This is a genomic window from Albirhodobacter sp. R86504, assembly GCF_042466415.1.
Lineage (GTDB): Bacteria > Pseudomonadota > Alphaproteobacteria > Rhodobacterales > Rhodobacteraceae > Albirhodobacter.
The window spans coordinates 1841027-1863890 of the sequence record NZ_JAXHCH010000002.1 but is presented as its reverse complement, the minus strand read 5'-3'; the positions used below and the strand labels follow the sequence as shown (position 1 = coordinate 1863890).

The 22864-nt window shown below is 59.0% G+C and carries 23 protein-coding genes; 13 read left to right on the top strand and 10 right to left on the bottom strand.

Going from position 1 to position 22864, the window contains the following annotated elements; genetic code table 11:
- The first annotated feature begins 103 nt into the window (after positions 1-103).
- Positions 104-865 carry an ion channel gene (locus tag SJY32_RS10915; protein ID WP_376874887.1) on the top strand — a complete coding sequence of 254 codons (762 nt, stop codon included), beginning with the start codon at positions 104-106 and terminating at the stop codon, positions 863-865.
- Between the two features lie 20 nt (positions 866-885).
- Here SJY32_RS10915 and SJY32_RS10910 read toward each other — a convergent pair whose 3' ends face one another.
- From SJY32_RS10910 to SJY32_RS10900, 3 genes are all read right to left on the bottom strand, one after another.
- Positions 886-1353, bottom strand: a complete 468-nt coding sequence (locus SJY32_RS10910) for a CAP domain-containing protein (RefSeq protein WP_376874884.1) — start codon at positions 1351-1353, stop codon at positions 886-888.
- A gap of 79 nt (positions 1354-1432) precedes the next feature.
- On the bottom strand, positions 1433-2824 hold the full coding sequence (gene rimO / locus SJY32_RS10905) for a 30S ribosomal protein S12 methylthiotransferase RimO (RefSeq protein WP_376874881.1): 1392 nt from the start codon (positions 2822-2824) through the stop codon (positions 1433-1435).
- 202 nt (positions 2825-3026) lie between these two features.
- Positions 3027-3653, bottom strand: a complete 627-nt coding sequence (locus SJY32_RS10900; protein ID WP_376874878.1) for a GcrA family cell cycle regulator — start codon at positions 3651-3653, stop codon at positions 3027-3029.
- A 255-nt stretch (positions 3654-3908) separates the two neighbouring features.
- On the opposite strand from SJY32_RS10900, the gene SJY32_RS10895 reads away from it, so the two are divergent.
- The 3 genes from SJY32_RS10895 (at position 3909) to argF (ending at position 7104) form a co-directional block, all read left to right on the top strand.
- A complete protein-coding gene (locus SJY32_RS10895) occupies positions 3909-4655 on the top strand; it encodes an ABC transporter permease (protein WP_376877693.1) in 747 nt (248 codons plus the stop codon).
- 282 nt (positions 4656-4937) lie between these two features.
- Positions 4938-6110, top strand: a complete 1173-nt coding sequence (locus SJY32_RS10890; protein WP_376874876.1) for an aspartate aminotransferase family protein — start codon at positions 4938-4940, stop codon at positions 6108-6110.
- 67 nt (positions 6111-6177) lie between these two features.
- A complete protein-coding gene (gene argF / locus SJY32_RS10885; RefSeq protein WP_376874872.1) occupies positions 6178-7104 on the top strand; it encodes an ornithine carbamoyltransferase in 927 nt (308 codons plus the stop codon).
- Positions 7105-7464: 360 nt separating this feature from the next.
- Here the strand turns inward: argF and hrpB are convergent, their stop codons facing one another.
- Both hrpB and SJY32_RS10875 read right to left on the bottom strand, forming a co-directional pair.
- Positions 7465-9915: an ATP-dependent helicase HrpB gene (gene hrpB, locus SJY32_RS10880; RefSeq protein ID WP_376874869.1), complete on the bottom strand. Its 2451-nt coding sequence runs from the start codon at positions 9913-9915 to the stop codon at positions 7465-7467.
- Positions 9916-9921: 6 nt separating this feature from the next.
- A complete protein-coding gene (locus SJY32_RS10875; protein ID WP_376874866.1) occupies positions 9922-10644 on the bottom strand; it encodes a DUF3108 domain-containing protein in 723 nt (240 codons plus the stop codon).
- Between the two features lie 248 nt (positions 10645-10892).
- On the opposite strand from SJY32_RS10875, the gene meaB reads away from it, so the two are divergent.
- The 4 genes from meaB to SJY32_RS10855 all read left to right on the top strand — a co-directional run bounded on the left by meaB (position 10893) and on the right by SJY32_RS10855 (position 13537).
- Positions 10893-11861 carry a methylmalonyl Co-A mutase-associated GTPase MeaB gene (gene meaB / locus SJY32_RS10870; RefSeq protein WP_376877690.1) on the top strand — a complete coding sequence of 323 codons (969 nt, stop codon included), beginning with the start codon at positions 10893-10895 and terminating at the stop codon, positions 11859-11861.
- A gap of 314 nt (positions 11862-12175) precedes the next feature.
- Positions 12176-12466 carry a 50S ribosomal protein L28 gene (rpmB, locus tag SJY32_RS10865; RefSeq protein ID WP_376874863.1) on the top strand — a complete coding sequence of 97 codons (291 nt, stop codon included), beginning with the start codon at positions 12176-12178 and terminating at the stop codon, positions 12464-12466.
- A 222-nt stretch (positions 12467-12688) separates the two neighbouring features.
- A complete protein-coding gene (locus SJY32_RS10860; RefSeq protein WP_376874861.1) occupies positions 12689-12985 on the top strand; it encodes a hypothetical protein in 297 nt (98 codons plus the stop codon).
- A gap of 33 nt (positions 12986-13018) precedes the next feature.
- Complete coding sequence (locus SJY32_RS10855; RefSeq protein WP_376874858.1) at positions 13019-13537, top strand: copper chaperone PCu(A)C; 519 nt, start codon at positions 13019-13021, stop codon at positions 13535-13537.
- Between the two features lie 112 nt (positions 13538-13649).
- Here SJY32_RS10855 and SJY32_RS10850 read toward each other — a convergent pair whose 3' ends face one another.
- On the bottom strand, positions 13650-14330 hold the full coding sequence (locus SJY32_RS10850; RefSeq protein WP_376874855.1) for an NAD-dependent deacylase: 681 nt from the start codon (positions 14328-14330) through the stop codon (positions 13650-13652).
- A 30-nt stretch (positions 14331-14360) separates the two neighbouring features.
- Here SJY32_RS10850 and SJY32_RS10845 point away from each other — a divergent pair, with 30 nt between their 5' ends.
- Entirely contained in the window at positions 14361-14831 is a 471-nt protein-coding gene (locus SJY32_RS10845) for a low molecular weight protein-tyrosine-phosphatase (protein ID WP_376874852.1), read from the top strand.
- A gap of 15 nt (positions 14832-14846) precedes the next feature.
- Here SJY32_RS10845 and SJY32_RS10840 read toward each other — a convergent pair whose 3' ends face one another.
- A complete protein-coding gene (locus SJY32_RS10840; protein WP_376874849.1) occupies positions 14847-15158 on the bottom strand; it encodes a hypothetical protein in 312 nt (103 codons plus the stop codon).
- 241 nt (positions 15159-15399) lie between these two features.
- Between SJY32_RS10840 and SJY32_RS10835 the strand changes: the two genes are divergently transcribed.
- Positions 15400-16553 (top strand): IS3 family transposase gene (locus SJY32_RS10835; RefSeq protein ID WP_376874846.1). Its coding sequence is split into 2 segments (ribosomal slippage): positions 15400-15667 and positions 15667-16553, totalling 1155 coding nucleotides; the frame shifts between segments, so codons are not numbered across the junction.
- A gap of 39 nt (positions 16554-16592) precedes the next feature.
- On the opposite strand, the gene SJY32_RS10830 is transcribed toward SJY32_RS10835, so the two are convergent.
- Positions 16593-16781: a heavy-metal-associated domain-containing protein gene (locus SJY32_RS10830; RefSeq protein ID WP_376874843.1), complete on the bottom strand. Its 189-nt coding sequence runs from the start codon at positions 16779-16781 to the stop codon at positions 16593-16595.
- 297 nt (positions 16782-17078) lie between these two features.
- Here SJY32_RS10830 and lepA point away from each other — a divergent pair, with 297 nt between their 5' ends.
- Together lepA and SJY32_RS10820 are read left to right on the top strand one after the other, a co-directional pair.
- The gene (gene lepA / locus SJY32_RS10825; RefSeq protein WP_376874840.1) at positions 17079-18878 is read left to right on the top strand and encodes a translation elongation factor 4; all 1800 of its coding nucleotides are present in this window, start codon (positions 17079-17081) and stop codon (positions 18876-18878) included.
- A gap of 92 nt (positions 18879-18970) precedes the next feature.
- The gene (locus SJY32_RS10820) at positions 18971-19291 is read left to right on the top strand and encodes a hypothetical protein (protein WP_376874837.1); all 321 of its coding nucleotides are present in this window, start codon (positions 18971-18973) and stop codon (positions 19289-19291) included.
- A 347-nt stretch (positions 19292-19638) separates the two neighbouring features.
- Here SJY32_RS10820 and SJY32_RS10815 read toward each other — a convergent pair whose 3' ends face one another.
- Entirely contained in the window at positions 19639-20415 is a 777-nt protein-coding gene (locus SJY32_RS10815; RefSeq protein ID WP_376874834.1) for an alpha/beta fold hydrolase, read from the bottom strand.
- 202 nt (positions 20416-20617) lie between these two features.
- Positions 20618-21910 (bottom strand): serine hydroxymethyltransferase, encoded by a 1293-nt coding sequence (glyA, locus tag SJY32_RS10810; RefSeq protein WP_376874831.1) that lies wholly within the window; start codon positions 21908-21910, stop codon positions 20618-20620.
- A gap of 189 nt (positions 21911-22099) precedes the next feature.
- Between glyA and SJY32_RS10805 the strand changes: the two genes are divergently transcribed.
- Positions 22100-22861 (top strand): NAD kinase, encoded by a 762-nt coding sequence (locus SJY32_RS10805; RefSeq protein ID WP_376874828.1) that lies wholly within the window; start codon positions 22100-22102, stop codon positions 22859-22861.
- Positions 22862-22864 lie beyond the last annotated feature (3 nt).

The window sequence follows — 22864 nt, the reverse complement described above, 5'->3', positions numbered from 1 at the left end:
GATTTCTTTGGAGCGCCATGCAAACGGGGTGGTAGAATGACGCAGGCTTTCCTTGTTGGCGGTGCTGCGGTAGATCTCGAGCGCCCAACGGGAGCCGCCAGCAATGATTGTTTCGCTCAGAACACTTTACCACGCCAATACTGCGCGAGCGCATCGGTTCCGTTATGCGCTGCTCGCGTTTGATCTCGTGACGATCGCGTTTGTGATCGTCACGTCGTTTTTGGAGCGCAGCGCCCTGATTGAGGGGCTTGACGCGGTTATCGGCGTGGTGATTGTCGCGGATTTTGCCGCGCGCTTCGCCATTTCGTCGCATAAGGTCCGGTTCTGGACGCGGCCTGCAACGATTGCGGATCTTGTCGCGATGGTCTCGTTCCTCGCGCCGATTACGGGGGAGGGATTGGGCTTCCTTCGGGTTTTGCGAACGCTGCGGCTTCTACATACTTATCAACTCATGTCGCGGATGCGGAAAGACTTCCCGTTCTTCCGCAAGCATGAGGAGGTGATGATCGCCGGCATCAATTTGATCGTATTCCTGTTCGTGATGACCGGACTTATCTACGCGACCCAATATCGCACGAACCCCGATATCGGCAATTATGCGGACGCGCTTTATTTCACTGTGACGACCCTTACCACCACAGGTTTTGGTGACATTACGTTGCAAGGCACATGGGGGCGGATGTTGTCTGTGGCGATTATGATCTTTGGCGTGACGCTTTTTTTGCGCCTCGCGCAGGTGATGTTCAGGCCGATCAAAATCCGCGAAGAATGCGAGACCTGTGGATTGGTGCTGCATGATGCCGATGCGGTGCATTGCAAGCATTGTGGGGCGCCAATCCATATCGACACCGAGGGCTTGATCTGATCGCGTTGATCGTCGCGCCGTTAACAGGGCGCCGCGAAAACCTGGACATACCAAGGCCCTGCCGTGCCTTGCTTGGGGATCACCGCAACGCCTAAAGCACGCGCTTTCTTGTGCAAGATATTCGCGCGGTGACCCTTACTGTTCATCAGATCTTGCATCGCGCGCCCTGTGTCGGGCCAGCCGTAGGAGATATTCTCGGCTGACAGGCAAGCGCGGTAGCCTGTCTTTTTGACGCGGGCACCGGCGCTGGATCCATCCGCACCGGTATGTGAGAAATAGCCGCGACGTGCCATATCACAGCCATGCGCTTGCGCAGCGGCGGTGAGTTTGCTGTCAGTTTGCAGCGGGCGCAGACCTTGCGCGGCGCGCTGCTGGTTGACCTCTTGCGCCATCGCTGCGGCCATCTGCGTCGAGAGGTCACAGCTCGCCGATTGCGCCGCGCCAGCCACGAAAATAGCGATAAACGCCGCGCAAGTGAGTTTCAACATGACACGCCTTTCAGTGTTGGTGCCTCAGTCTAAGGGCGAAAGGTAAACAAACCAAGTGGTGTGCTCGCTGCGCAGGGGATTAAGCGATAATCCGCCCCCAAAGATCGTATTCGGACGCTTCTTCCACTTCGACTGTAACCATATCGCCGGGGCGCAGATCCTCGAAATCCTCGTCGATGAACAGATTGCCATCGATCTCCGGCGCATCGGCCTTGGTGCGGCAGGTCGCGCCTTGCTCGTCGACCTCATCCACGATCACTTGTTGGATCGTGCCGACCTTCGCCGCCAGCTTCAATTCGGAAATCGCTTGGGCTTTCTCCATGAAGCGGTCCCAGCGGTCCTGCTTGACCTCCTCGGGGACGTGATCAGGCAAGCTGTTCGATCGCGCGCCGTCCACATTCTCATATTTAAAGCAACCGACGCGGTCGAGTTGGGCCTCATCAAGCCAATCCAGAAGCGTCTGGAACTCCGCCTCGGTCTCGCCCGGGTAGCCGACAATAAACGTCGAACGCAGGACGATATCCGGACAATCCGCACGCCACGCGGCAATTTCGTCCAACGTCTTTGCCGCAGCTGCGGGCCGTGCCATGCGCTTGAGCACATCGGGATGGGCGTGTTGGAACGGAATATCGAGATAGGGAAGGATCAAGCCCTCCGCCATCAATGGCACCAGATCGCGCACATGCGGATAGGGGTATACATAATGCAGGCGGACCCAAAGATCCTCGGCCAAGAGGCCCAGTTCCTTAGCCAAATCGGTAATATGTGCGCGGACCTCACGGCCATGCCAAGGGCTTGTGTCGTGCTTGCGATCAACCCCGTAGGCGGAGGTGTCTTGTGAAATCACGAGCAATTCGCGCACACCCGCATCCACCAGCTTTTCCGCTTCGCGCAGCACAGCATGCACCGGCCTGCTGGCGAGCTTCCCGCGCATGTCGGGAATAATGCAGAATTTACATTTGTGGTTGCAGCCTTCCGAAATCTTCAGATAGCTGTAATGCCGCGGCGTCAAGCTCACGCCCGTCGCCGGAAGAAGATCGATATACGGGTTGGGTGAGGGCGGAACGGCGCCGTGCACCGCATCCAGAACCTGCTCGTATTGCTGCGGGCCAGTCACGGCGAGAACTTTCGGATGCACGCCGGTGATGTATTCGGGCTCTGCGCCCAAACAACCGGTGACGATCACCTTGCCATTTTCCGCCAGCGCCTCCCCGATGGCCTCAAGGCTTTCCGCCTTCGCGGAGTCGAGGAACCCGCACGTATTGACGATGACCGCATCCGCGCCCTGATACTCGGGTGAAATTGCGTAGCCCTCGGCGCGCAGCCGCGTCAAAATCCGCTCGGAATCCACGAGCGCCTTCGGGCACCCCAAGGACACCATCCCGATGGTCGGCTGACCCGGGCGTGCGACTTCATCAAATCGCGCTTTTGGCGCGAGATCGGGGCGGAGGGAGGGAGGATTCTGGCTCATCCCCCGCCTATACACGCGCAAGGCCCGCGCGGGAAGATGTCAGATGCGGCAGTTTGCCAAGGGGCGGAGCCTGTTTCGCCGCCAGCGCTTTCGCCGTTGCATACCGAGAACGCGCTCACGGTCGCCGCGCTGGCGGGCACGAAAAAAGGCGCGAGAGCTTCTCGCGCCTTTCGGAAATGACTTTGAGGCTTAACCTAAGCCATTATCGTTTGCGGTCACGCCGCGCGGACATCGGCTGGAACGCCACCCCAACATGCGCGTCGCAATAGGGTTTCCCCTGTTGCGCGGGCAGGCCGCAGAACCAGAACTGTTCCGTCGCGGGGTCACCGATGGGCCATTTGCAGGTCCGTTCCGTGAGATCCATCAACGAGATCTTGCGGGCCTTCTTCTCAACTTCGCGCACCGAGGCCAAAGCCTCAGGGCTGATTTCATTCGCGGAAGGCTGCGGCGGCAAAGGCTGCCCCGCAGGAATGATCGCCCTGCGGTTTGATGCGGGGGGCGTTGCTGATTCTGTGCGAGGCTCCGGCGCGACGGGTTTCGGGGCCGCTGGTTTTGGCTCTGCGCGCGGGGTGGCCGCCGCAGGCGCCGCGGCGGCGGCGGGCGCGGGCGCTTTCACCTCTGGCTTGGCCTCAGCCTTGACCGGCTTGGGCTCCGGCGCAGCTGTAGGTTCGGCTGCGCCCCCGGCGCGGTTTGACAGGCCCAAGCGATGGACCTTCCCGATCACGGCATTGCGCGTTACCCCACCAAGCTCCTTGGCGATCTGGCTGGCGGATTGCCCCTCAGACCACATTTTTTTCAAGGTCTCGACGCGTTCATCGGTCCACGACATCGGCTTCCCTTCCTCGACGCGCTCGGCGCCGGACAAAATTCGCTTCCCCCTATTCTATTCGGGGGACGCGATGAGATACAAGCGGCCCTGAGCGAAATCAAGGGCAGACGCCCGCAGGAGCCCAAGATGTCACAGATTGAGACGCGTAATCTCCCGAAAACTCCCACAAGCGCGCGCGTTGAACCGCACGAACCGTCGATCGGCACCCTCCGCGGGCTGGGGGAGCGCCGCTTCGGGCGTGTGAATTGGCTCGGGATGCGAACTTTGGCACGCCGCGAAACAATGCGATTTATCTCCGTTTGGCAGCAAACGCTCCTTGCGCCGTTGATTACTGCGGGCTTGTTTCTCACGGTGTTTGCACTGGCCTTCGGGCGGGATCGCGCGCCGGTGATGGGCGTTCCCTATCTCGCCTTCCTCGCGCCGGGCATATTGATGATGACGGTGATCCAGAATGCCTTCGCCAATACGTCTTCCTCCATTATTATTGCGAAAGTTCAGGGAAATATTGTCGATACGCTGATGCCACCGCTCTCGCCGTTCGAGACATTGGCTGGCTATCTGGCGGGCGCCTCCGCGCGGGCGCTGGCCGTGGCTGTCGTCATCGCGGCGGGGATCGGGCTTGCGATCGGTCATTGGCCCGCGCATCCGGTTTTGCTGATGATCTACGTGTTTATGGGGGCGCTGCTTTTGGGGGGGCTTGGGATCGCCGCCGCGATTTATGCCAATAAATTTGATCAAATGGCCGCGATAACCAATTTCATCGTCACGCCACTCTCGTTTTTGTCGGGCACATTCTATTCGACGGATGTTCTACCGCCCCTGTTCCAGACGCTTACGCATTGGAACCCGGTTTTCTATCTCATTGATGGCGCCCGATTCGGGATGATCGGGGCGTCGGATGCGCCGATCGGGCAAGGGCTCATGGTGATCGCGGCGTTCACGCTCATTGTGCTGGGATTGTGCTGGAACTGGCTGCGCACGGGGTACCGGATGAAGCCTTGACGGGCGGGGGCTGCGAAGCCCCGCTCGCGAGGTCGATGTTTCGCGCGAGTTTTCCTTTGACAGAGGGCGGCGGCGGGCCTTAAGTCTGCGGGATGATCACTCAGGCCACCCAGTCCCGACGTACCCGACGCCAGCGCACACGCGCCTGACGCATGATCTGCCGTGGCCTTGCGCCACAAATTTCCACAAAACACCGAAATTCGGGCCAAAGGCCCAGCCAATCGTTGACAGCGCCCCGTGCCCTGTTGCACCCATTGGCCTCTCAATTTTATGGAGCACACCATGATTGCCCCCGTCTTGCCGACCTATAATCGCGCCCCGCTTTCGTTTGTGAAAGGCGAGGGGAGCTGGCTTACGGCATCGGACGGGAGCCGATATCTCGATCTTGGGGCGGGTATTGCGGTGAATGCTCTGGGTCATGCAAACCCTGTTTTGACCGCTGCCTTGACAGAGCAAGCAAACAAGCTGTGGCATGTTTCCAACCTTTACCAGATCCCCGAACAAGAGCGGCTTGCGTCCATGCTTGTCGCGCAGACTTTTGCGGATACGGTTTTCTTCACAAACTCGGGAACCGAAACCGCTGAGCTTGCCGTGAAAATGGCGCGGAAATTCTGGTACGATAAAGGCCACCCAGAGCGCGTGGAGTTCATCACTTTCGAGGGCGCTTTCCACGGCCGGTCGACCGCCGCGATTGCGGCTGCCGGCTCCGAGAAAATGGTCAAGGGGTTTGGCCCCTTGATGCCTGGGTTCAAACAGGTGAAGTGGGGCGATCATGACGCGCTTCGGGCGGCGGTGTCTGAAAAGACCGCTGCGATCTGGATTGAACCTATTCAGGGTGAGGGCGGTATTCGCGTTGTTCCCGATCAGTGCCTGAAGGGCCTTCGCGAGCTGTGCGATGAGACGGGACCCTTGCTCATCTTTGATGAAGTCCAGTGCGGCGTGGCCCGGACGGGGCGTTTGTTCGCGCATGAATGGGCGGGGGTCACCCCCGATATCATGATGGTCGCAAAAGGCATCGGCGGCGGCTTCCCGCTGGGCGCCGTGCTTGCGACCGAGGATGCGGCCTCTGGTATGGTGGCTGGCACCCATGGTTCGACGTATGGTGGCAACCCGCTTGGCTGCGCTGTTGGGGCAAAGGTGATGGAGATCGTGAGTGCGCCGCAGTTCCTTGACGAGGTTTTACGCAAAGCTGCCTTGCTGCGGCAAAAGCTGGAAGGCTTGATTGCGGCGCATCCCGATGTGTTTGAGGCCGTGCGCGGGCAGGGGCTGATGCTGGGCATCAAATGCAAAGCCGACGTCGCCGCCGTGGTGAAGGCCGCCTATGCGCAAAACCTGCTCACGGTGCCTGCTGCGGATAATACGCTGCGCCTGCTGCCCGCGTTGAATATTCCCGATGAAGATCTCACCGAGGCCGTCAATCGTCTCGACAAGGCCGCCGCGAACGTAAGCGTGTGACCCCTTTGCAATACGGTATTAAGGCGTAGAAATCGCCGCGTGCCGATCTGACTTGAAAGCCAATACGATGAACCATTTCCTCGATATTCATACAACAGCGCCCGATGACCTTCGCGCCATGCTCGATATGGCGCGCCAGATGAAGGACGCGCGCAACGGTTTGCCGAAGGGGACTTTGGATGCCGATCAGCCGCTGAAAGGCCAGATGGTTGCCTTGATTTTCGAGAAGCCTTCGACGCGTACGCGCGTTTCGTTTGACGTAGGTGTAAGGCAACTTGGGGGCCAGACGATGGTGCTCTCGGGGTCGGATATGCAATTGGGTCACGGTGAGACCATTGCCGACACGGCCCGCGTTTTGTCGCGTTACGTGGATTTGATCATGATCCGGACATTCGAGGAGGAAACCCTCTTGGAGATGGCGGAATATGCAAGCGTTCCGGTCATCAACGGTCTTACCAACCGCACCCACCCGTGTCAGATCATGGCCGATATTATGACCTACGAGGAGCATCGCGGCCCGATTAAAGGCAAGAAAGTCGTGTGGTCCGGCGATGGCAACAACGTGTGCGCCTCTTTCTTGCACGCGGCGGGGCAGCTTGGGTTCGATGTAACCTTTACAGGCCCGAAACAACTCGACCCCGAGGCAGAGTGGATCGAGCTTGCGCGGTCGAAGGGCTCTAACATTGAGATTGAGCGTGATCCGGTGAAAGCTGTTCAGGGGGCGGATCTCATCGTGACCGATACTTGGGTGTCGATGCATGATCCTGAGAGCGCGAAGGAGCGCCGACATAACCAACTGCGCGGCTATCAGGTCAATGAGGCTTTGATGGCGCAGGCCAAACCCGATGCGCTGTTCATGCACTGTCTACCTGCCCACCGGAACGACGAGGCGACCAGCGCGGTGATGGACGGGCCGCATTCTGTGATTTTCGACGAGGCTGAAAATCGCCTTCACGCACAGAAGGCTGTTATGCGGTGGTGCTTGGGCAAGTAACGCTGCCTGATCACCTAACGCGTGGATTGCGACGTTATGAGGGGGCCCTGCCCCCTCTTTTTCTGCGAGAAATTCACCCCCGGGATATTTTTCGCAACCGGAAGCGAGAGCTTTGAAAAAGTTTGCGAAAGGGCGACTGGCTCGGGCCGCAGAGGGGCGGGTAAGTCAGTCGCCCTACACAGATGCGGCTTGGCGCCTCTGCGCGGGTTCGCGTCTTCCGTTTGCACGGCCATCGGCGTCCCCGCCTGTTCCGCGTAATCAGTTTGGGTGATTCTGGTTAATAAATACTTACTGTTTCCGGATGCTCTAAATATCCTGGGGTGAATTGGCGGAGCCAAGAGGGGTGAAACCCCTTCTGGTCTAACTCCCGCGGGGCTTTGCCCGTAATGTGGGGTCTGCATCGCGGGGGTTTTCGGGCCATGGATGGCGCGGATACCTGCCACGCATCTCCTTGCGGACCTCTGCGTAGCTGGCGTCCCAAAAACCGGGAAGATCCATCGTGACTTGCACGGGCTTGCCCCCCGGGGAAAGCAATGTCAGGCGCAGCGGATGGCGTTTAGGTCCAACGGTAGGGTGTTCTGTGACGCCGTACATCTCGGGTAAGCGCGCCTCAATTGCGGGCGCCTCGCCGCTATAATCGATGGGCAGGCGGCGCCCCGCAGGTGAGGTGAAATGTGAGGGCGTGAGCCTGTCGAGCTCTTGCATCTGGTCCCAAGTGAGTTGCGCTCGCAGTGCTTCTGTGAGGTCTAAGGCGCGCAAATCGGCCTCTGTTCGCTTTCCCCCCAACCAAGGGAGAAGCGCTTCGCCCGCCAGAAGAGCCCCATCTGAGAGATCGGGCATGTCCATTCCGTCGTTGCGCAAAATGTCGACGCGGGCGCGAAAGCGTTCTGCGCTCGGTGACAAAGGCAGGCCAATGAGCCGTAAACCGTCGAGGGCGCCGCGAGCGATACTTTCTCGTGGTGCGTCTTGCCAGATGCGATCATCGAGCACCAACGCGCCCAGCATTTCACGTTTACGGGCGATGACGCGGCCTTCGCGCTTCGACCATTCGCACATATCGTGCCACGCAATTTGTGGCCCAAACAGGCGGCGGACTTCGGCGTCGGCAATCGAGATCCCCTGCCTTACACGCGCCTCGCGGGTGTCACCGTCAAGGTCGGTTGCGACGATCAGGCGCGACGAGCCGAGCGGATCACCGTCTCTCAACACGGCCCCCTTGCCCCCTGACAGCACGTATCGCGGCGCATCGCCCTTGCGGCGCAGGCCGATACGATCGGGATACGTCAGTGCTGCAAGCTCGGCGGGGGAATAGCGATCGCCTTCGTTTGCCAGTTTTCGGACGGTTTGCTGCAAGCGCCGCGCCTCCTCGCGCACGCGCTCTACCGTGCCGCGATGCGCTGGCCAAGGGTGGCGGTTCTCATACTCGCGTGGCGTATCAACCGCGGCCAATCGCAGCGTGAGATCGGCCGGGGCGCCGCTGAGCGGATCGCGGTCTGCAAGCAGAGCCGCCAGCCGCGCCGCTTGAGCACCGCTTTGTGTCCCCGCCAGCATCATCATATGTGCCAAGCGAGGATGCAGAGGCAGTCGGGCGATGGCGCGCCCGTGGGCGGTGATCTGCCCTGATTTCAGAGCTCCCAGATTGTTCAGCAATGCGCGCGCTTCTGCCATAGCGGGGGCAGGGGGGGGCGTCAGGAAGGCGAGGTCGCCTTCAGCGGCCCCCCATTGCGCAAGTTCAAGCGCAAGACCTGACAGATCCGCGATTGCGATCTCGGGCGGTGCGAAAGCAGGCATCCCCCCTTCCTCGCCCTTTGACCACATGCGGTAGCAAACGCCCTCTGCCACACGGCCCGCGCGTCCGCGCCGCTGCTCTGCTTCTGCTTTCGAGACGCGCTCTGTTACGAGCCGTGCCATGCCGGAGGCCGGATCGAACCGCGCCCGCCGCGCCTTGCCAGCGTCGATCACAATACGCACATCTTCGATTGTCAGGGAGGTCTCCGCGATTGCTGTCGCCAGCACGATTTTGCGACCGGTCTGACAAGGGGCAATCGCGGCGCGCTGGGCGGCGAAATCCATCGCGCCGAAAAGAGGCCTGATCGCGCAGTCGTTGGGGACACGCCCTTTCAGCGCGGCCTCCACCCGCCGGATTTCACCCTCCCCGGGCAGAAATACCAAGGCCGAGCCAGCCTCCGTGCGCAAAGCTTCCTCGATCACCGAGACCACCGCCGCCTCGATCCTGATTTTAGGGTCGAGCGGCCGTGGCAGCCACCGCGTCTCGACGTCGAACGCGCGGCCTTGCGATGTGACGATCGGTGCGTTGAGGAGCGCCGCGACGGGTCCCGCGTCCAAAGTGGCAGACATCACGACGACGGCCAGATCCTCGCGAAGGGCTTGCCGGGCCTCCCAGACCAGCGCGAGGCCCAGATCGGCGTTCAGCGATCGCTCGTGAAATTCATCGAAGATCACGCAACCTATCCCCGTGAGTTCGGGATCGGATTGCATCATCCGCGTCAAGATACCCTCGGTCACGACCTCAATCCGCGTCTGGGAGGAGACTTTCGCCTCACCCCGAATGCGGTAGCCAACGGTCGCGCCAACCTGTTCGCCCAAGGTCTGTGCCATCCGGTCCGCGGCTGTGCGGGCCGCGAGGCGCCTCGGTTCCAGCATGACGATTTTGCCCGCGATCTGATCGAGCAGGGCAAGCGGCACGCGTGTGGTTTTTCCCGCGCCTGGAGGGGCCATCAAGACAACACAGCCCGCCTCAGCGAGGCGGGCCTTGAACGCGGGAATAATATCGTCGATCGGAAGGCGCATGGCCTCTTATCGCCGTTTCAGCGCGCCTTTGCCATAGACCGTATCAAGAGAAATTTCCTCAACCCGCATCATCCCGTTCGCGGCTTTTTTATAGCTGAGTGCAAATGGAAAGCTGGTTTTCTCGGCCATATCATTCGCAGAAAACCCTGCAACGCGGCGGTATTCACCGTTGCAGGTCACAGTATCGCCGGCGGCTGTCGGGTTGGTTAGGGTAACGCGCGCGGCCCGCTTACCGTCGAAGGTATTGAAGGCAGTCTTGCACGCGGCCTCGGCGGGCACGTCGCGCAACACCGCATAAAGCGCGGTCAGCGGATCATAAGTGCCGCCTTGCGACGACAGTTTTATCTTGCCGTCGGCCTCCTTGGGTGGATCAAAAGTCAGACCCTGCGGAACCCCGCCACGATAGCCCATCGTCACCTCGGATTGACGTTTCGGCGTATCTGCTTTTTCCCAATATACCGCCGGCACAAACTTGCCATTGCGATACGTGCCATTCGAGCGCGCGTCATACCGGATTTTGCGTAGGGCGCCGACGATGCCCGCGCTTTGGAAAACTCCTTCCGCTTGGTATTTGCCGCCGGTGATGGACCCGTTCACCGTCAAAGTTCCCGCCGAAATTCCGCGTAACGAGAGGCCGAAGGTTGCTCTGTCGGTTTGGTCGGCTAGCGCTGGTGCGCTCGCAACCGCAAGGCCCAACCCGAGCGTCAGCCCTGCTGCAAATATCCGCATGTTCGCCTCCGTTTGTCTGCCCGCGACCGGATCGCGGGCCTGTCAGGGCTAGACATACACCGTCCCGAACGGGCAAGTAACCCGTGGGACTGTCACAAACTCTGACGGTTTTGTCATATTCTGCTGCGAGAGGTCCGATGCCTGAGAACCCCCGCCCCCCGAATTCCCCGACCGACGCCGGAGCTTCGCCGTCGGATAACCGTTTTGCGATTGGGGGTGATGACGGGCTTGATCCGACTCTTCTCGAGATGGCGGACGGTGTGCTGCGAAGGGATCGTCGCGCGTTGGCCCGTGCAATCACTTTGGTCGAGAGCCGGCGCGCCGATCACCGCGCGCAAGCGCTAGACCTGATCGCCTATCTCAAGCCTCGCACGCAACGTCCTGCCCTGCGGATCGGGCTTTCGGGCACGCCAGGTGTTGGCAAGTCGACCCTGATCGAGAGCTTCGGCTTGATGCTGACAGGGCAGGGCCTGCGCGTTGCTGTGCTGGCCGTTGATCCGTCCTCTGCGCGCACGGGAGGGTCGATCCTCGGCGATAAGACGCGGATGGAACATCTATCGCGTGATCCTTTGGCGTTCATCCGCCCGTCCCCTTCGCAGACGCATCTGGGCGGGGTTGCGCGGCGCACGCGCGAGGCGGTGGCTTTGGTCGAGGCGGCGGGCTTTGATGTTGTTTTGATCGAGACCGTCGGGGTTGGTCAGTCAGAGACATTGGTGGCTGAGATGACGGACCTGTTCGTTTTGCTCCTCGCTCCGGCAGGCGGGGATGAGTTGCAAGGCGTGAAGCGCGGCATCATGGAAATGGCCGATATGATCCTCGTGAATAAAGCGGATGGCGATCTGAAATCCGCAGCGCTGCGCACGGTCGCGGATTATGCAGGGGCGCTGCATTTGTTGCGCAAGCGGCCGCAAGACCCTGCGGGCTTCCCGAAGGCGATGCCAGTTTCTGCGATGGACCGGGTCGGCTTAGCGGAAGCTTGGTCCGATATGTCGGATCTGGCGCAATGGCGGCGCGCGCATGGGCATTTCGCGCAAAACCGGGCCGCGCAAGACCGTCACTGGTTTGAAGCGGAGGTGCGCGAAGGCGTTCTCGCGCGGCTCACGCAAGACCCCGAGATTCGCGCCCAGATGGAGAAATTGGGTCAATCCGTCGCCGCAGGGGAACGCGCCCCGAGCGCCGCGGCAGCAACGCTGCTCGATTTGATCCGCCGGACCTGAGCGCGCGGCCGAGGCGAATCGTGGCCACCCTGCGCCGGCGATCCTTCGCTGCGCAGTCGTAATTGCAGGGTCGAACGACGGTGCCGCACGTATCGGTCAGGTAATTTGACGACGCTTTCGGCGGCAGATAGGGTGAAGGCGGGCCGCTGTCATTTTTCTTTGGCAATCTCGCGCTACTTTTCCCAATGAATCGCTTGACTGCATGGCCCATTCACCGTATCTCGCCCAGACAGAATTCGGGGTGCCGCCTTTTTTGGCGCCTGAGATGCAATGGATGTCGGGCGCGTTCGCCCGAGTAAACGAAGGAATTAGCCATGTCGCGCGTTTGCGAACTTACCGGCAAGGGCCCGATGACGGGCAATAACGTGAGCCACGCGAACAACAAGTCGCGTCGCCGCTTCCTGCCAAACCTGAACGATGTCACCTTGATGTCGGAAGCTCTGGGCCAGTCGTTCAAGCTCCGGATCTCGGCAGCTGGTCTGCGTTCGGTCGATCACCGTGGTGGTCTCGACGCTTACCTCGCAAAAGCAAAAGACACCGAGCTGTCGACTGCTGCGTTGAAAATCAAAAAAGCGATCGCAAAAGCTCAAGAAGCCGCTGCATAATCGCAAGTTTTCCCGAGCCTTCGGCAGTGGAAACAAAAGTTTAACCCCGCTCTTTATTGAGTGGGGTTTTTTCTTTTGTAAGTTTGTTTGCCTAGCGGCGATTGTGTCGCGGAAGAGGCTCTTTCTAATCCATGCGGGGCCTTGTAACCTACGCGGATGAAGCTTCCGATACGCCTCCGTCTTGCCGATCTCACTGCGATTTTCCTCGCGGTTTGCCTAGCGATGACCAGTCTCACAATGGCTGTCGCGCGTGGTCAGGCGCGCGTGGCGGGTGAGGTGGTTGTTTGCACAGGTTACGGCGTGACCACGTTGCAGGTCGATGCAAATGGCCGTCCGACCGGCGCCGCGCATCTTTGCCCCGACATGGTTTTGGGGATGATGGCTGCCTTGGACAGTTGGCCACCCGCCCTGATCCGCCCCGAATCGATTGGATCTGTCGCTTTCTTCGCGCAGCCTTCCTATATCGTGTCGCGGGATGGGCCTATGATGCGTGCCCGAAGCCCGCCTGTTTGGATTTGAGTGCCGATCAAACCCAAACAAAGGATTAAGAATATGTTCGTAAAAACACTTGTCGCCTCGGTTGCGATTCTTGCCGCTATGCCCGCTTTCGCCGAAATTACTGTCTCGCACGCTTATGCGCGGGCCTCGACGCCAATGGCAAAATCGGGCGCAGCGTTTATGGAAATCTCCAACAACGGCGAAGCGGATCGCTTGATTGCTGCAAAGTCGAGCGCGGCCGAGCGGGTGGAACTGCACACCCATATCGCGGATGCGAACGGCGTGATGAAAATGACGCATGTCGAAGAGGGCTTCCCTATTCCGGCAGGCGAGACGCATCTTCTTGCACGCGGTGGTGACCACGTGATGTTCATGGGGCTGACCGAACCTTTTGAGCAAGACAAGATCGTCACCGTCACCCTAACCTTCGAGAAGGCGGGCGATGTCGAGGTGGAGATTCCGGTGGATCTAAAGCGTGACGCGGCTGCGGCGCCCTCCGGTATGGATCACTCGGGTCACGACATGCCTGAGGGCGAGATGGAAGGTCACGACCAGAGCGCCCACGAGCATTGAGCGCCTCCAAACCTTGAGGGCCCCCGCGCCTTGAGGCCCGCTGTGCCCTGAAGGCTTGTGAGTTGAATATTGCGCCGCGCCCTCTGTTGTCATAGGGCGCGGCGCTTTGCTGTCAGGCGAGTAAATCTTCGACCCATTGGGGCACGAGCACAGTTGCAGGGCCTTGGCGGCTGTTCTCGAAGACGCCCGATGAGGGTTCGAGATTGAGTTCCAATGTCTCTGCGCCCGCGCGGGTGGCAAATTCGACAAAGCCAGCCGCAGGATAGACATTCCCGCTTGTCCCGATGGATACGAACAAATCAGCGGTCGAGAGCGCATCGGAAATTTCTTCCATCTGATAGGGCATTTCACCAAACCAGACGATATCGGGCCGCGTCGTTGGCGCGCCGCACCCCGGGCAGCAATCCCCAACGACCATTTCCATTGGCGCATCAAATTGCACGTTGCATTCGTAGCACCGCGCCATCGCGAGCGAGCCATGCATATGAATCACGCCCTCAAACCCGGCGCGCTCGTGCAGGTCATCGACGTTTTGCGTGATCAAGATAACCTCGTGCCCGCCGTCCTCTGCCAATCGGGCCAATGCGTAATGCGCGGCATTCGGTTGCGCCTCCGCGGCGGCAATTCGGCGCGCATTGTAAAAGCGGGTGACGGTCCGAGGGCTACGCTCAAAGGCTTCGGGGGTGGCCACATCTTCGACGCGATGCCCTTCCCAAAGCCCGTCTTCGGCGCGGAATGTCTGCAATCCGCTTTCGGCAGAAATCCCTGCGCCTGTCAAAATTACGATCTTCATTCTCGGCCCGCCTTTTTATAAACTGTGCGTATGACACGTATTCTCATGCTTTGCCTTGGCAATATTTGCCGTTCACCTGCCGCAGAGGCCGTGACGCGGCGGCTTGCAGCGATGCGCGGAGTGGATGTGACCCTTGATAGCGCAGGCACGGCGAATTGGCACGAGGGGGAGGCGCCCTATCGTGCGATGCAGCGGGCGGCGTTGGCACGGGGGTACGATCTATCATCCCTACGCGCGCGACAGATCACCGCCGCCGACTTCAATCGATTCGATTTGATTCTCGCGATGGATCAAGAAAATCTCGCAAACGCACGCTCGCTGCGTCCCAACCGAGCGCGGGCAGGCATCCGTTTGTTTCTCGACGATCATTGCGCGCGAGGCGGGGCAGGCCCTTATGAGGTGCCCGATCCCTATTATACGCGCGATTTCGATGGGTGCCTGACACTTGTCGAGCAAGGAGCGGAGGCGCTCCTTGCTGCGATTGGCCGGACGACCCGATAATTCGCAGCGCTTGGTTTATTGCGTGCAAAGCGCGCCGGCACGCTCGCCAAACGCTTTATAGCGCAGCCAGAAAGCCTCGTCGGACCGGTTGCTCGACTGACGGATTTCTTGTGCTTGGTGCGGGTCTTTAAAGAATTTCGCCGCGCGGCGTTGATCAGAGCGCGACAGGCTCTGGTCTGCGACTTGTTGGATACAGGTGCACAGCGAATTGCTCGCGCTGCGGCGGTCAGCCTTTAGGCATGCCTTGCTGATTGCCCCTGCGAATGCCGCGTTAGACGCCACCATCATGCCGCAAACCAATGCGGCGATCACTGTCGATTTCTTCATCTCGTGCCTCATGATTGTGGGTCTACTAAGTTTTGTGTGACCCTTTTTTATTCTCTCAACCCTATCGAATCCTAGCGTAGAATTCAACGAAATAAGGCCTTCGGCCAAAACCTGCCGACCGAGAAGAAGGTGACACGAAGCAATAAGGATGCGTTTTCTATTGAGCTACCCCCTAAAATTAGGACACTGACGTAAGCTGCGATTTGTTGTCTGTTGATCTTCAACACGAAGGAGATCGACGATGTCGAAACGGAAGCAACATCATCCAGAATTCAAAGCCAAGGTAGCGTTGGAAGCGCTGAAGGGCGAAGAGACGGTCAGCGAGCTGGCCAGTCGGTTCGGCGTGCATCCCACGATGATCCATCAATGGAAACGTGCTCTGCTTGAAGGTGCGTCTAGCGTATTTGAGCGTGGCGGCCGGAAGGCACCGGAAGTCGATGAAGAGCAGGTCAAAGACCTGCACGCCAAGATTGGGGAGTTGGCCGTCGCCAACGATTTTTTGGCAAGAAAGCTCAAACCCTGGACCGACAAATGAGGTGCAAGATGGTTGAGCCCAATCTGCCTGGGCTGTCTGTTGGGAAGCAATGCGCGTTGCTGTCGATCTCTCGATCCTCGTTCTATTATGAGCCGAAAGGCGAAAGTGAAATGAACCTCGACCTGATGCGGCTGATTGATAAGCAGTTCCTGGAAACCCCGTTTTACGGCGTGCGCCAGATGACTTGGCACCTGCGAAATGAGGATCACGTCGTAAACGAGAAACGGATCAGACGCATTATGCGGCTGATGGGCCTCATGCCCATCTATCAGAAGCCGAACACCAGCAAGGCGGCAAAGGGGCACAAGATTTATCCTTACCTGCTGCGTGGGTTGCGGGTAAATCGGCCCAACCAAGTCTGGTGCGCCGACATTACCTATCTGCCAATGCGGCGCGGATTCTTGTATCTTGTGGCAATCATGGACTGGCACACACGCAAGGTGCTGGCTTGGCGCATCTCAAACACGCTGGAGGCAGAGTTTTGCGTCGATGCGTTGAACGAAGCGATCCACAAGTTCGGCCCGCCTGAGATTATGAATACCGACCAAGGCTCACAGTTCACATCGTTTGCATGGACAGACCGACTGAGCCGCTCAAATGTCCGCATTTCAATGGATGGCAAGGGCCGCTTCCTTGACAACATCTTCGTCGAACGACTGTGGCGGTCCCTGAAGTATGAATGCGTCTACCCGCATGCTTGGGAAACCGGATCGGAGGCGAAAGCAGGCATCAGAAAATGGATCGAGTTCTACAATCACAAGCGACCGCATTCCTCGCTTGGCGGCAGGCCACCTGCCGTGGTCTATTGGCAGAGAATTAAAACAACCAACCCCGATCAGCAGGTGCAAAGAGTAGCTTAATTTACGCCAGATCCTGTCCAACAAATGGGGAGTAGCTCACTATTCGATGCGCTCGGCCGGATACCCTGCCGCTTTCAATGCGGCCAGCACGGTCGCTTCCGGCAGGCCGGAGACCTCAACTTCGCGCTCCTCCAGATCAACATGAGCCCGTGCGCCGACCTCCTCGATCGCCGCCTCTACAGCTTTTTTGCAATGCCCGCAGGTCATATTTGGCACAGATAGGATCATGGTTCTCTCCAAAATCAGATGGTCCAGATGTGGCGGTGCGCGGGGGGAAGGTCAATCGGCAATGCGTCGAGGATGACCATGCGATCAAACGACTGGCCGCCTGAGACGGGGTTCGCGCAGGGCGCGCAGCACATGGCGCGCAGTAGGCGCCCGTCTACGATTCGCACGCCCAATTTATCCGCATGGCTCCCTAAACCGCGCCGTGCAGCCTTCGCCCCACGTTCACGGCCACGCACAAAGTCATTGGACGCATCAAACCCTCTTCCCGACCCCTATTTTCCACGCTATACGCGCCCCATGACCCAGCTCGATCTCATCCGCAATTTCTCCATCGTGGCGCATATTGACCACGGTAAATCCACCCTCGCTGACCGGCTCATTCAATTGACCGGCACCGTAGCCGAACGCGATATGAAATCGCAGATGCTCGACAGCATGGATATCGAGCGTGAGCGAGGGATCACGATCAAAGCCAACACCGTACGGATCGAATATCCGGCAAAAGATGGCAAAACCTATATTCTCAACCTGATCGACACGCCCGGTCACGTCGATTTCGCCTATGAGGTCTCCCGCTCGATGCGCGCGGTTGAGGGTTCTTTGTTGGTGGTTGATGCGTCGCAAGGCGTTGAGGCACAGACCTTGGCGAATGTGTATCAAGCGATCGATGCTGGCCATGAGATCGTGCCGGTCTTGAACAAGGTCGATCTTCCCGCCGCCGATGTTGACGCCGTGCGCGCGAATATTGAGGATGTCATCGGGATTGACGCGTCCGACGCGATTCCGATCTCGGCGAAGTCCGGCTTTGGGATTCCGGATGTTCTGGAAGCTATCGTGACGCGTTTGCCCGCGCCGACGGGGGATCGGGATGCGCCGCTCAAGGCGATGCTGGTCGATTCGTGGTATGACAGCTATCTGGGCGTTGTGGTCATGATCCGCGTCATGGAAGGCGTCGTCAAAAAGGGTGACAAGATCAAGATGATGCAAACCGGTGCTCTCTACGGCATCGACAAGCTCTCTGTCTTGAAGCCGCGCATGGTCGATATCGCTGAATTGGGGCCGGGTGAGATCGGGGTGTTTACCGCGTCGATCAAACAGGTGCGCGACACGCGCGTGGGCGATACGATTACGCATGAGCGCAAAGGCTGCGACAAGGCGCTCGCAGGGTTTAAGCCGGCGCAACCGGTTGTTTTCTGCGGATTGTTCCCCGTCGACGCGAATGATTTCGAACCGCTTCGTGATGCTATTGAAAAGCTCGCGCTGAATGATGCATCGTTCAGCTACGAGATGGAAACATCCGCCGCACTTGGCTTCGGGTTCCGGTGCGGTTTCCTTGGCCTGCTACATCTTGAGGTTATTCGCGATCGGCTTGAGCGTGAATACGATCTTGACCTGATCACCACAGCGCCATCGGTTGTGTTCAAGCTGCATATGAAAGACGGCGAGGTTCGCGATCTGCATAACCCTGCCGATATGCCGGATCTGACGCTCGTTGATCACATTAAAGAGCCGCGCATCAAAGCGACGATCATGGTGCCCGACGAGTATCTCGGTGATGTTTTGAAGCTTTGCCAAGATCGCCGCGGCATCCAGCTTGATCTGACCTATGCCGGTGCACGTGCGATGGTAGTCTATGACTTGCCGTTGGCGGAGGTCGTATTCGATTTCTATGATCGTTTGAAATCAGTGACAAAGGGCTATGCGTCCTTCGATTACCAGATCTCGGAGTATCGCGAGGATCATCTGGTGAAGATGTCGATTCTGGTGAATGACGAGCCGGTTGACGCCCTGTCTATCATGGTGCACCGCGACCGCGCCGAGACACGCGGACGCGCGATGGTAGAGAAACTCAAAGAGCTGATCCCGCGCCATATGTTTAAAATTCCTATTCAGGCCGCGATTGGCGCGCGCGTGATTGCCCGTGAAACGCTCTCTGCGATGCGCAAGGACGTGACTGCGAAATGCTACGGCGGCGATGCGACGCGGAAGAAGAAACTTCTGGAAAAACAGAAGGCTGGTAAGAAAAAGATGCGCCAGTTCGGGAAAGTTGAAATTCCTCAAACTGCCTTCATCTCGGCGCTTAAAATGGATAGCTAAAGCCTTCCCCCGTCAGAAATGGCGGGGGTTTGTTTTTGAGGCTTGGCGGCCCTTAAGACTCGCTTAACCATTCGTGCCGCATACTGGGCGGCATGAAACATATCATCCCATTCCTCCTGTTTTTAGCGGCTTGCACGGCCACACCCGCGCCCCAATTTTTCGGGGCTGAGCGGCATGACATCACGGTTGAAGGCGTCCGTTTTGTTGTGTTCGTCAAGGAGGATGCAGCAGAGGTCGTCCGGATGGGATATCTCGCGCGTCGGGATCGAGGCCATGCCATCACATTAATGCCGCAAGCGGCGGAACGCGCATCGGGATGCCAAGTGCGCGGAGCGCTGACGGGCGTTGGAAAATCGCCCTCGCTCCCCGGCGACTCTGGCGAGGCGCGCTTCAAATTGAAATGCCCGCCATGATTTGGATCGTGCAGATCAAAGCGCTAACCTGAATGCTGTGCATGTTTGCGGTGCTGCCTTCGCCCATTCTGCCCCATCATTGGCGGCGACCTAATCACCGCGGGGCAGGGGCTCGACTTTGACAACTATTTGGCCTGCCGTCTTAGAGGCTTTTCGCACATCGGTGCGGCGTGCGTCGGTCATCTCACGCGAGTTCTCAAGATAGCGGACGTGCTCTCAAAACGGGCATTCCACTCGAGCATTACGGATTGGTTACTTGGATCTTATCAGATGTCCTGCGGGGTCTTGGATGCGTAACGAGTGCCGCCACCCCGCGATGTCGGGGTGGCATTTTCCGATCACCTACTTCAGGCAAGAAACGTCTCAACCGCGGCCTCAACTTCGCGCGGCTTTTCCGCGTGTAACCAATGCCCAGCCCCTTCGATCTCTTGGAGGATCGCATGCGGGAACATGGTGTGGATGACGGGATGTGCGTCGGATTTCACATAGGCCGAGTTGCCGCCGTACAAGAATAGGGTAGGGCCATCATAGCGGCCGTTGGTTAGACTTTCCGGCCAGCCGACGACTGAGTCCATTGCTGCATCGAGAGCGTCGAGATTCAGTTTCCACCTGACAGGCCCTTCGCGCAACTCGAGAGATTGCAGCAAAAACGCACGAGTGCCGGGATCGCGTACGCGTTCGGAGAAACGCCGATCGGCCTCGGTGCGCGATGTCAGATCCTCGATTTTCAAGTCTTGCATCGCATTGATCAGCCCGTCGTGGGTATGGGTATAGGCGACAGGGGCAATATCCGCGACAATCAGCCGTCGCACCAGCTCGGGCCGCGTCAAGGCGAGAACCATCGCAGCTTTCCCCCCCATCGAGTGCCCCATGACATCCATCTGGCTTTGGGCGTTCCCCTCGGCCTCAACCACGTCCGCCAAATCCTGCGCCATTGCTGCGTAGCTATGATCGTCGTCCCAAAAGCTGTCGCCGTGGTTGCGCATATCCACGGCGACGACGCGGCGTGTTTTTGCCATATGTTTCGCAATCACTCCCCAGTTGCGCGCCGATCCGAAGAGACCGGGGACGATCAGCAAGGGCGGAAGATCGGTGTCATGGCCGTGGGTTACAGTGTTCAGCATTGGTCTCACTTCCGGTCAGAGCAGAAAAAAGGGCCGCGCCTTGCGACATTTGCGGGCACCCTAACGCATGTGTGCACGACTGCCAATTTTCATAGCACCATTCGGGAGCCGAGAAATGCGAAACGCGGCCGCATGGCTTTCGCCAAGGGCCGCGTTTCTGGTCTGGTGCACGGCGGCGAAGGAGCGCCGCGAGCCGATACCCTTAGAGGTTCGGATAGAGCGGGAACTGAGCGCAAAGCGCGGAAACTTCGGCGCGGACTTCAGCTTCGACCGCGTCGTTGTTGTCTTCCCCGTTCGCGGCGATCCCGTCGATGACCTTAACGATCATCCGCGCAATCATGCGGAACTCTTCTTCTTTAAAGCCGCGCGTCGTGCCCGCGGGTGTGCCAAGGCGGATGCCAGAGGTCACTGTCGGCTTTTCCGGATCGAAGGGGATGCCGTTCTTGTTGCAGGTGATATGCGCGCGGCCCAAGGCTTTGTCGGTCACATTGCCTTTCACGCCTTTGGGGCGCAGATCGACGAGCATAACATGCGTATCCGTGCCGCCGGTGACGATATCGAGGCCACCCTTCATGAGCTCGTCGGCCAGTGCTTGCGCGTTGGCGATGACTTGCTTGGCATAAACCTTGAATTCCGGACGTAGCGCTTCGCCAAATGCCACCGCTTTGGCGGCGATGACATGCATCAACGGCCCGCCTTGGATACCGGGGAAGATCGCGGAGTTCACTTTTTTCGCGATGGTCTCGTCATTCGTCAGGATCATGCCGCCGCGCGGACCGCGCAGGGTTTTGTGCGTCGTTGTCGTGGCAACATCTGCGTATGGGAACGGCGAGGGATGCGCGCCGCCTGCAACGAGACCAGCGAAATGCGCCATATCGACCATCAGGTAGGCGCCAACCTTATCAGCAATCGCGCGGAATTTGGCGAAATCGATCTGCCGCGGAATCGCTGAGCCGCCAGCGATGATCATTTTCGGCTGATGTTCGATTGCCAAGGCTTCGACCTGATCGTAGTCGATCAGGTTATCCTGCTGGCGCACGCCGTATTGCACAGCGTTGAACCATTTGCCCGACTGGTTGGGCGCGGCGCCATGGGTCAAGTGACCACCCGATGCCAGATCCATCCCGAGGATGGTATCGCCCGGCTTGATGAGCGCTTGGAACACGCCTTGGTTGGCTTGCGATCCGGAGTTAGGTTGAACGTTGGCGAACTCACAGCCAAAAAGCTGTTTCGCGCGGTCGATTGCCAACTGTTCGGCAACGTCAACATATTGGCAGCCGCCGTAGTAACGTTTTCCCGGATAGCCTTCCGCATATTTGTTGGTCATCACGGAGCCTTGGGCTTCCATGACAGCCGCGGAAACAATGTTTTCCGACGCGATCAGCTCGATTTCGTCGCGCTGACGGCCAAGCTCATTGGTGATCGAGCCGAATAGTTCTGGGTCACGGGTGGAAAGTGCTTCGGTGAAAAAGCCTTCGTCGCGTTGGGCGGTCATGGGCATCTCCTATGGACGTTCGCGGGTTCAATATCGCAGAATTTCGAAGGCTAAAAGCGCGCAATGCGACAATGTCACGATTTGCCGCGGCAAATCATAGGCAGCTTGCACGCCGATGTAGCCGATCTTGGCCTTGTGTTTCCGATCGGCGCTTGTCACTCCTTGGGGGTTAATTCGCAGGAGAATGCCTTGGGCCACGAACCCCATATCCATTTCGCCGCCTCGAATGCCGATGTCGCACAGGCGGCCTTGGCCTCTTTGACGCGTCGCTACGGGCAGGTTGCGCATTCCGCCGCCGATATGATCGTCGCGTTGGGCGGCGATGGATTTATGCTGCAGACGCTTCATTCAGGGGCGGGGCTTCCGGTCTACGGGATGAATTGCGGCACCGTCGGTTTTTTGATGAATGATTACAGTGATGTCGATCTTGTCGAGCGCCTCCATGCCGCAGAGGAGGCCGTGATCAACCCGCTTTCTATGCGCGCGGAGACGATCGACGGAAAGATTCACGAGGCGCTTGCCATTAACGAGGTGTCGTTGCTGCGGGCGGGTCCGCAAGCGGCGAAGCTGAAGATCTCGGTGAATGGGAAGGTCCGGATGGAGGAGTTGATCTGTGATGGTGCGATCGTTGCGACGCCGGCCGGATCGACGGCTTACAACTATTCGGCACACGGCCCGATTCTGCCGATTGGATCGGATGTGTTGGCGTTGACCGGCATCGCGTCCTTCCGTCCACGGCGGTGGCAGGGCGCTATTCTACCGCGTTCGGCGGTTGTGCGGTTCGATGTCTTGGAAGCCGTGAAGCGCCCCGTCATGGCAGACGCCGATTCGCGCTCTGTCAAGCCCGTCGCGTGGGTGGAGATCCAGTCAGAGCCCACGGTAGAACATCGGATTCTCTTTGATCCCGGCCATGGTCTGGAAGAACGTCTGATGCGGGAGCAGTTCGCGTGAGGA

Bases quoted from the DNA above. Each gene is read 5' to 3' on its own strand.
- SJY32_RS10915 (WP_376874887.1), top strand. From the start codon at position 104: ATGATTGTTTCGCTCAGAACACTTTACCACGCCAATACTGCGCGAGCG.
- SJY32_RS10850 (WP_376874855.1), bottom strand. From the start codon at position 14,330: ATGAAGATCGTAATTTTGACAGGCGCAGGGATTTCTGCCGAAAGCGGA.
- SJY32_RS10845 (WP_376874852.1), top strand. From the start codon at position 14,361: ATGACACGTATTCTCATGCTTTGCCTTGGCAATATTTGCCGTTCACCT.
- glyA (WP_376874831.1), bottom strand. From the start codon at position 21,910: ATGACCGCCCAACGCGACGAAGGCTTTTTCACCGAAGCACTTTCCACC.
- SJY32_RS10895 (WP_376877693.1), top strand. From the start codon at position 3,909: ATGCGAACTTTGGCACGCCGCGAAACAATGCGATTTATCTCCGTTTGG.
- hrpB (WP_376874869.1), bottom strand. From the start codon at position 9,915: ATGCGCCTTCCGATCGACGATATTATTCCCGCGTTCAAGGCCCGCCTC.
- argF (WP_376874872.1), top strand. From the start codon at position 6,178: ATGAACCATTTCCTCGATATTCATACAACAGCGCCCGATGACCTTCGC.
- SJY32_RS10890 (WP_376874876.1), top strand. From the start codon at position 4,938: ATGATTGCCCCCGTCTTGCCGACCTATAATCGCGCCCCGCTTTCGTTT.
- meaB (WP_376877690.1), top strand. From the start codon at position 10,893: ATGGCGGACGGTGTGCTGCGAAGGGATCGTCGCGCGTTGGCCCGTGCA.
- SJY32_RS10910 (WP_376874884.1), bottom strand. From the start codon at position 1,353: ATGTTGAAACTCACTTGCGCGGCGTTTATCGCTATTTTCGTGGCTGGC.
- SJY32_RS10860 (WP_376874861.1), top strand. From the start codon at position 12,689: ATGACCAGTCTCACAATGGCTGTCGCGCGTGGTCAGGCGCGCGTGGCG.
- rpmB (WP_376874863.1), top strand. From the start codon at position 12,176: ATGTCGCGCGTTTGCGAACTTACCGGCAAGGGCCCGATGACGGGCAAT.
- rimO (WP_376874881.1), bottom strand. From the start codon at position 2,824: ATGAGCCAGAATCCTCCCTCCCTCCGCCCCGATCTCGCGCCAAAAGCG.
- SJY32_RS10815 (WP_376874834.1), bottom strand. From the start codon at position 20,415: ATGCTGAACACTGTAACCCACGGCCATGACACCGATCTTCCGCCCTTG.
- lepA (WP_376874840.1), top strand. From the start codon at position 17,079: ATGACCCAGCTCGATCTCATCCGCAATTTCTCCATCGTGGCGCATATT.
- SJY32_RS10855 (WP_376874858.1), top strand. From the start codon at position 13,019: ATGTTCGTAAAAACACTTGTCGCCTCGGTTGCGATTCTTGCCGCTATG.
- SJY32_RS10900 (WP_376874878.1), bottom strand. From the start codon at position 3,653: ATGTCGTGGACCGATGAACGCGTCGAGACCTTGAAAAAAATGTGGTCT.
- SJY32_RS10830 (WP_376874843.1), bottom strand. From the start codon at position 16,781: ATGATCCTATCTGTGCCAAATATGACCTGCGGGCATTGCAAAAAAGCT.
- SJY32_RS10840 (WP_376874849.1), bottom strand. From the start codon at position 15,158: ATGAAGAAATCGACAGTGATCGCCGCATTGGTTTGCGGCATGATGGTG.
- SJY32_RS10820 (WP_376874837.1), top strand. From the start codon at position 18,971: ATGAAACATATCATCCCATTCCTCCTGTTTTTAGCGGCTTGCACGGCC.
- SJY32_RS10875 (WP_376874866.1), bottom strand. From the start codon at position 10,644: ATGCGGATATTTGCAGCAGGGCTGACGCTCGGGTTGGGCCTTGCGGTT.